Source organism: Microbacterium sp., from assembly GCF_031988965.1.
Taxonomy (GTDB): domain Bacteria; phylum Actinomycetota; class Actinomycetes; order Actinomycetales; family Microbacteriaceae; genus Microbacterium.
Genome location: NZ_DALZXX010000141.1, coordinates 1 through 7,457, shown reverse-complemented (window position 1 = coordinate 7,457; position 7,457 = coordinate 1). Strand labels below are relative to the sequence as shown.

6 protein-coding genes are annotated in these 7,457 nt (G+C 68.0%); 3 read left to right on the top strand and 3 right to left on the bottom strand.

The features are described from left to right. A partial coding sequence (locus tag RTM68_RS15765) for a LysM peptidoglycan-binding domain-containing protein (protein WP_312172702.1) occupies positions 1–630 on the top strand: 630 nt, incomplete at its 5' end. 79 nt (positions 631–709) lie between these two features. After that, positions 710–2,659, top strand: a complete 1,950-nt coding sequence (gene pknB, locus RTM68_RS15760; protein ID WP_312172700.1) for a Stk1 family PASTA domain-containing Ser/Thr kinase — start codon at positions 710–712, stop codon at positions 2,657–2,659. Between the two features lie 120 nt (positions 2,660–2,779). Here pknB and RTM68_RS15755 read toward each other — a convergent pair whose 3' ends face one another. Next, the gene (locus RTM68_RS15755; protein ID WP_194763453.1) at positions 2,780–4,120 is read right to left on the bottom strand and encodes a class II 3-deoxy-7-phosphoheptulonate synthase; all 1,341 of its coding nucleotides are present in this window, start codon (positions 4,118–4,120) and stop codon (positions 2,780–2,782) included. Positions 4,121–4,157: 37 nt separating this feature from the next. Beyond that, positions 4,158–4,856, bottom strand: a complete 699-nt coding sequence (locus RTM68_RS15750; RefSeq protein WP_312172709.1) for a lysophospholipid acyltransferase family protein — start codon at positions 4,854–4,856, stop codon at positions 4,158–4,160. Positions 4,857–5,007: 151 nt separating this feature from the next. On the opposite strand from RTM68_RS15750, the gene RTM68_RS15745 reads away from it, so the two are divergent. Beyond that, entirely contained in the window at positions 5,008–6,840 is a 1,833-nt protein-coding gene (locus RTM68_RS15745; protein WP_312172698.1) for a long-chain fatty acid--CoA ligase, read from the top strand. A gap of 70 nt (positions 6,841–6,910) precedes the next feature. Here RTM68_RS15745 and def read toward each other — a convergent pair whose 3' ends face one another. Continuing rightward, on the bottom strand, positions 6,911–7,402 hold the full coding sequence (gene def / locus RTM68_RS15740; protein WP_312172705.1) for a peptide deformylase: 492 nt from the start codon (positions 7,400–7,402) through the stop codon (positions 6,911–6,913). Positions 7,403–7,457 lie beyond the last annotated feature (55 nt).

Below are 7,457 nucleotides of genomic sequence, written 5' to 3'. Positions count from 1 at the left end.
GCTGGGACCGCGGGAACCGCGCATGCCGTCTCCGCGGGTGACACGCTCTTCGCCATCGCTCAGCGTTACGGTACGACGACCGGCATCCTGCTGGCCCTCAACGGGCTCGGCGCCGACGCGATCATCTACCCGGGCCAGAGCATCCTCGTCGCCGCCGCACCCGCCCCGGCACCCGCACCCGCCGCGGTGGAGTCGGCAGGTCCCCCGCCGCAGCTGTTCGCGAACCTCGATGCCGAGCAGGCATCCAACGCGCACCTGATCATCTCGGTGGGCCGGGACCTCGGTGTATCGGATCGCGCCGTCGCCACCGCGCTCGCGACCGCGATGGTCGAGTCCAGCCTTCGGAACGTGAACTACGGCGACCGCGATTCGCTCGGGCTGTTCCAGCAGCGGCCCAGCACCGGCTGGGGCACGCCCGAGCAGGTCGTCGATGCCGTGCGAAGCACCCGGGTGTTCTTCGGGGGTGCGGGCGACCCCAACGGGCACAGCACGCGCGGCCTGCTCGACATCGGCGGATGGGAGCAGATGTCGTTCACCGACGCCGCCCAGGCGGTGCAGATCTCTGCGTATCCCGACCGGTACGGCCAGTGGGAGACGCAGGCGTACCAGTGGCTCCCCCAGCACGGGTGATGCGCTTCCGGGTAAACGTGCAGGGTCGAGGGGCGAGCCGCTCCCGGAGCTTTCAGGCAGTCATCAATAGAATCTTGACGTGACGACCAATCAGCAGGCCGACCCCCTCATCGGGCGGCTCGTCGACGGTCGGTACCGGGTACGTGCCCGCATCGCACGTGGCGGGATGGCCACGGTCTACGTCGCAACCGACCTCCGCCTCGAGCGCCGCATCGCACTCAAGGTGATGCATGCGCACCTCAGCGACGACTCGGCCTTCCAGAGCAGGTTCATCCAAGAGGCTCGCGCCGCCGCACGGCTCGCGGACCCGCACGTCGTCAACGTGTTCGACCAGGGCCAGGACGGCGAGCTCGCGTATCTCGTCATGGAGTACCTGCCCGGCATCACGCTGCGCGAGCTCCTGCGCGAGCAGAAGCGGCTGACCGTGCCGCAGACGATCACGATCATGGATGCCGTGCTCGCCGGGCTCTCGGCCGCGCACCGCGCCGGCATCGTCCATCGCGACGTGAAGCCCGAGAACGTGCTGCTGGCCGAGGACGGGCGCATCAAGATCGGCGACTTCGGCCTCGCGCGCGCCACGACCGCGAACACGGCGACCGGACAGCAGCTGCTCGGAACCATCGCCTACCTCGCGCCCGAACTCGTCACCCGAGGCACCGCTGATGCCCGCAGCGACATCTACGCGCTCGGCATCATGCTCTACGAGATGCTCGTCGGCGAACAGCCGTACAAGGGCGAACAGCCGATGCAGATCGCGTTCCAGCACGCGACCGAGTCCGTCCCCCGTCCCAGCGTTCGCAACCCCGGGGTCCCCGAGCAGCTCGACGAGCTGGTGCTCTGGGCCACCGAGAAGTCTCCCGATGAACGTCCGGACGATGCCCAGCAGATGCTCGAGCGCCTGCGCGAGATCGAACGCGGTCTCGGAATCGCTCCGGCGGTCGCGGCGGCCACCACCCCTCAGCGGGCGCAGTCCGACTCGGCCGACCTCACGAAGGTCATGCCGAACACGATGGTGATGCCGAGCCCGCCCGACACCGCCACGTCCGAAGTGGTCGACAATGCCACGCTGCTCCGGCGACGGTCCGCGAAACGCCGTGCGCGTGGAGCCTTCCTGCTGACTCTCGTGCTCCTGCTGGCGATGGTCGCGGGCGGAGTCGGATGGTGGTTCGGATCAGGCCCGGGCTCCCTGATCGCCGTCCCCGGGGTCGCGGGGCAGACCTACGACGAGGCCGCCGCCGCGCTGACAGCCGAGGGATTCGTCCCCGTCCGCGGCGAGGAGAACTCCATCGACATCGCGCGGGACGTGACGATCCGCACAGACCCCGACGAGGGTGCGCGACTCGATAAGGGCGCAGAGATCACGGTGTTCGTCTCCGTGGGTCCGGCGGCGCACTCCGTCGAGGCGCTGAACGGCAAGACGGAGCAGGAGGCGAGGGACTATCTCGCCGACATCGAGGTCAACGTGGCGGAGACCCCGCTGATCCTCTTCTCCGATGCCGAGGCCGGCCGCGTGATCAACGCGTTCGTTACGCCTCGCGACGGTGCGGAGGTCTACGGGTGCGGCGACGGCTGCGATCTCCTCGAAGACGACTCCGTCGAGCTCTACGTCTCGGCCGGCACGTTCCCGGACGTGTCGGGGATGTCGGTCGACGAGGCGACGCGGACGCTCACCGACAAGCAGGTCGTCGTCTCGGGTGAGATCGATTACCGCTTCAGCGACGAGGTCGACAAGGACATCGTGATCGGCGTGCAGGACCGCGCCGAAGAGGGCAACCGCCGACCGGGCGACACGGTGACGCTCATCGTCTCGAAGGGGCCGGAGCTGTTCCCCGTGCCGGATGTCTCCAACCGCACCCTGATCGACGCGAAGAGCATCCTCGAAGATGCGGGCTTCACCGCGAGCTACGCGGCCTGGGGCGATCTGCCCGGATTCGCGGAGCTCGCCCGAGTGACCGGACAGGACCCCGGCGCAGACAAGCAGCTCCCTCGCGGCGGAAACGTCAAGCTCTCGATCCAGCTCTCGGGCTGAGATCCCCCGTCCACCTCTCCTGCTGCAGGCGGTCGGGGGATCCCGACGCGGCCGGTCGCGAACACAGAGCCGCCCTCCCCGATCGGGGAGGGCGGCTCTGTGTTCGTCAGCGAGTGGTGATCAGCGCTTCTCGAGCTCTTCGGCCACGAGGAACGCCAGCTCGAGCGACTGCATGTGGTTCAGGCGAGGATCGCACAGGCTCTCGTAGCGCGTCGCGAGCGCGGCCTCGTCGATGTGCTCGGATCCGCCGAGGCACTCGGTGACGTCGTCACCCGTGAGCTCGACGTGGATTCCGCCGGGGAAGGTTCCGGCGACGCGGTGAGCTTCGAAGAAGCCCCGGACCTCGTCGACCACATCGTCGAAGCGACGGGTCTTGTAGCCGGTGGGGGTCGTGATCCCGTTGCCGTGCATCGGGTCGGTGACCCAGAGCGGCTGCGCACCGGAATCGCGCACGGCCTCGAGCAGCGGAGGAAGCGCGTCGCGGATCTTCCCGGCACCCATGCGCGTGATGAACGTCAGACGTCCGGGCTCGCGGTTCGGGTCGAGCTTGTCGATCAGCTCGAGCGCCGTCTCGGGCGTCGTGGTCGGCCCCAGCTTGACGCCGATCGGGTTCCTGATCTTCGAGAAGTAGTCGACGTGGGCTCCGTCGAGATCGCGCGTACGCTCGCCGATCCACAGGAAGTGCGCCGAGGTGTTGAACGGCGTGTCCGTGCGCGAGTCGATGCGGGTCATGGGGCGCTCGTAGTCCATGAGCAGACCCTCGTGGCCCGTGAAGAACTCGACGCGCTTGAGCTCGTCGAAGTCCGCACCGGCGGCCTCCATGAACTTGATGGCGCGGTCGATCTCGGCCGCCATGCGCTCGTAGCGCTGATTCGCCGGGTTCTGCGCGAAGCCCTTGTTCCAGGAGTGCACCTCGCGAAGATCCGCGAAGCCACCCTGGGTGAAGGCGCGGATGAGATTCAGAGTCGACGCCGCCGTGTGGTACCCCTGCAGCAGGCGACCCGGATCGGCACGGCGCGACCCCTCGGTGAAGTCGTAGCCGTTCACGATGTCGCCGCGGTAGGCCGGCAGCGTGACATCGCCGCGCGTCTCGGTGTCGCTCGAGCGGGGCTTCGCGAACTGCCCCGCCATGCGGCCCATCTTCACGATGGGCATCGAGGCGCCATACGTCAGCACGACCGCCATCTGCAGGACGGTCTTGATCCGGTTGCGGATCTGGTCGGCGGTGGCGCCGGCGAACGTCTCGGCGCAGTCGCCACCCTGGAGCAGGAAGGCCTGCCCGGATGCCGCGCGTGCCAGACGATCACGGAGGTTGTCTACCTCGCCGGCGAACACCAGGGGCGGGAGCGCTGCGATCTGCGCAGAGACCTCGGCGACGCGCTCGGCGTCGCCCCACTGAGGCTGCTGCTTGATCGGGAGCGAGCGCCACGCGTCAAGCGCGTCGATGTGGTGCTGGAGCATGACTCCAGCCTAGTGCGCGCGGATCGCGCCGGACGCCCTACGAGCGCCGTGTGACGCGGGTCGGCAGGCGGTCCTTGACGGTCGACGCGTAGACGTCGTCGTACTCCTGCTCCCCCAGTCGCTGCAGCGCCACCATGATCTCGTCTGTGACGGATCGGAGGATGTACCGGTCGTTCTCCATTCCCGCGTAGCGCGAGAAGTCGAGCGGCTCGCCGATGACGATTCCCACCCGCACCACGCGCGGCAGGCGTTGACCGATCGGCATCGCGGTGTCGGTGTCGACCATGATTACCGGGATGACCGGGACCTTGGCCTCAAGCGCCATGCGCGCGAGGCCGGTGCGTCCGCGATACAGCTTACCGTCGGGGCTGCGGGTGCCCTCGGGGTAGATGCCGAGCAGGTCTCCGCCGCCGAGCACCTGCAGCCCGGTGTTGAGCGACGCTTCGGATGCCTTGCCCCCGGACCGATCGATCGGGATCTGACCCGTCGCCTTCATGAAGAACATCGTCGCCCATCCCTTGAGGCCACGCCCCGTGAAGTAGTCGCTCTTGGCGAGGAACGACATCGAGCGGTCGATCATCAGGGGCAGGAAGATCGAATCGGCGAACGACAGATGGTTGCTGGCGAGGATCGCCGCGCCGCTCGCGGGCACGTTCGCGCGCCCCACGACCCAGGGGCGGAAGATCGCCTTGACCACGGGGCCGATCACGACGTACTTCATCAGCCAGTAGAACATCGAGGTGAAGTCTATCCCCGCGGCGAGCATCCGCCAGCGCCCCGCGACAGACATCACGCGTGCGCGACTCAGTTTCATCCATCGTGCGACCGGGTCTCATGCCCTAGACTCGTGTGCAACCCCGTGCCCGACCGGTACCGAAGGAGCTGCCGTGGTCCAGTTTGAAGTCCCCGCCGTCGTCCCCGCCGATCCCGAAGGCAACATCGCGGATCTGCTCGTGAAGCGCGTGGAGGCCACGCCCGATCGTGCTCTGTTCTCCGTCCCCGAGGGCGACGGGTGGCGCGACATCTCGGCCGCGGACTTCCAGACCGCCGTGATCGCTCTGGCGAAGGGCTTCGTCGCCGCAGGCATCCAGCCCGGCGAGAAGGTCGGCTTCCTCGCACGAACCACCTACGACTGGACGCTGGTCGACTTCGCGCTCTTCTATGCCGGCGCGGTCATGGTGCCGATCTACGAGACCAGCTCCCCGTCGCAGATTCAGTGGATCCTCGAGGACTCCGGCGCGATCGCCCTTCTGGTCGAATCACCCGAGCACTTCGCGCGTCTCGACGAGGTGCGCGGCGACCTCCCCCTCATCCGCGAGGTCTGGCAGCTCCACCTCGGCGCGATCAGCGCGCTCACGGCGCAGGGCGCCTCGATCCCCGACGCAGAGATCGAACGGCTCCGCAGCATCGCCGTGGGCTCCGACATCGCCACGCTCATCTACACATCGGGTTCCACCGGACGCCCCAAGGGATGCGTGCTCACGCACAGCAACTTCGTCGAGCTGTCGCGCAACTCCGCCAAGGCTCTCGACGCGGTGGTGCAGACGCCCGGCTCGTCGACCTTGCTCTTCATCACGACCGCACACGTGTTCGCCCGTTTCATCTCGATCCTCAACGTGCACGCGGGCGTGCGCACCGGCCACCAGCCGGACACCCGTCAGCTCCTCCCCGCGCTCGGCTCGTTCAAGCCGACCTTCCTGTTGGCCGTGCCGCGGGTCTTCGAGAAGGTGTACAACTCGGCCGAGCAGAAGGCGGAGGCGGGCGGCAAGGGCAAGATCTTCCGCGCAGCCGCGGATGTGGCCATCCAGCACTCGAAGCTGCTCGAAGAGGGCAAGGGCATCCCGTTCGGGATGAAGCTCAAGTTCGCCCTGTTCAACAAGCTCGTCTACGGAAAGCTGCGCGAGGCGATGGGCGGCAGGATCGTCTACGCCGTGTCGGGTTCCGCCCCGCTCGGCGCACGACTCGGCCACTTCTTCCACAGCCTCGGCGTCGTGATCCTCGAGGGCTACGGCCTGACGGAGACGACCGCGCCGGCCACGGTGAACCTCGCGGACAAGTCCAAGATCGGTTCGGTCGGGCCGGCCCTCCCGGGCGTGGGCGTACGGCTCGCAGACGACGGTGAGATCGAGGTGCGCGGCATCAACGTCTTCCGGGAGTACTGGAACAACCCCGAAGCCACGGCTGAGGCCTTCAGCGACGGCGGCTGGTTCCACACCGGCGACATCGGCAGCTTCGACTCCGAGGGGTTCCTCACGATCACCGGGCGCAAGAAGGAGATCATCGTGACCGCGGGTGGCAAGAACGTCGCCCCCGCCGCGCTCGAGGACCCGATCCGCGCGAACCCGATCATCGGTCAGGTCGTGGTCGTCGGCGACCAGCGCCCGTTCATCTCGGCCCTGGTGACGCTCGACCCCGAGATGCTGCCGACGTGGCTCGCGAACAACGGTCTCGACAAGGACATGTCTCTGACGCAGGCGGCGAAGAACGATGCGGTCCGCGCCGAGATCCAGAAGGCGGTGGATGCGGCCAACACCCGCGTCTCCCGGGCGGAGTCGATCCGCAAGTTCACGATCCTTGACACCGAGTGGACCGAAGCATCGGGTCATCTGACCCCCAAGCTGTCGATCAAGCGCAACGTGATCATGAGCGACTTCGCCGATGAGATCGCCGCGATCTACGACGAGCCCGTGTCGACCACCAACGTCGCCATCGGCGGCTGATCACCGCAGGGCGGACAGCAGAAGGGCCCCGCCTCGGCGGGGCCCTTCTGCTGTCCGGTGCGCGTGGCGATCAGAACCAGGAGCTCTCGCGCACCTCGCGCATCGCACGCTTGCGGGTCTCCGGATCGAGCCGCGACAGGTACAGCTTCCCGTCCAGATGATCGGTCTCGTGCTGGAGCGCCTGGGCGAGGAGGCCGTCCCCTTCCAGGATCACCGGTGCTCCATCGAGATCGATCCCTTCGACGCGCGCCCACGGGTGGCGGAGTGCGTCGTGCCACAGCCCCGGCACGGACAGGCATCCCTCCCCCGTCGGCACGGCCTCCCCGCGGACCTCGGTCAGCACGGGGTTGATGATGTAGCCGATGTCGCCGTCGATGTTGTAGCTGAAGGCACGCAGTCCCACACCGATCTGGGGTGCGGCGACGCCGGCGCGGCCGGGCAGCTCCACGGTGTCGACGAGATCGGCGATGAGGGCTCGGACGCCGTCGTCGATGTTCTCGATCGGGGCGCACACGGTGCGCAGCACCGGGTCGCCGAACACACGGATCTCACGAACCGTCATCAGGCGCCCTTCGCCCGGAGGCCCTCGACGAGCAGCGCGGCGAGCTCGCGCGCCG

Excerpts from the sequence above, each read along its gene's own strand:
- RTM68_RS15755 (WP_194763453.1), bottom strand. The coding sequence starts at position 4,120 with ATGCTCCAGCACCACATCGACGCGCTTGACGCGTGGCGCTCGCTCCCG.
- RTM68_RS15750 (WP_312172709.1), bottom strand. The coding sequence starts at position 4,856 with ATGTTCTACTGGCTGATGAAGTACGTCGTGATCGGCCCCGTGGTCAAG.
- def (WP_312172705.1), bottom strand. The coding sequence starts at position 7,402 with ATGACGGTTCGTGAGATCCGTGTGTTCGGCGACCCGGTGCTGCGCACC.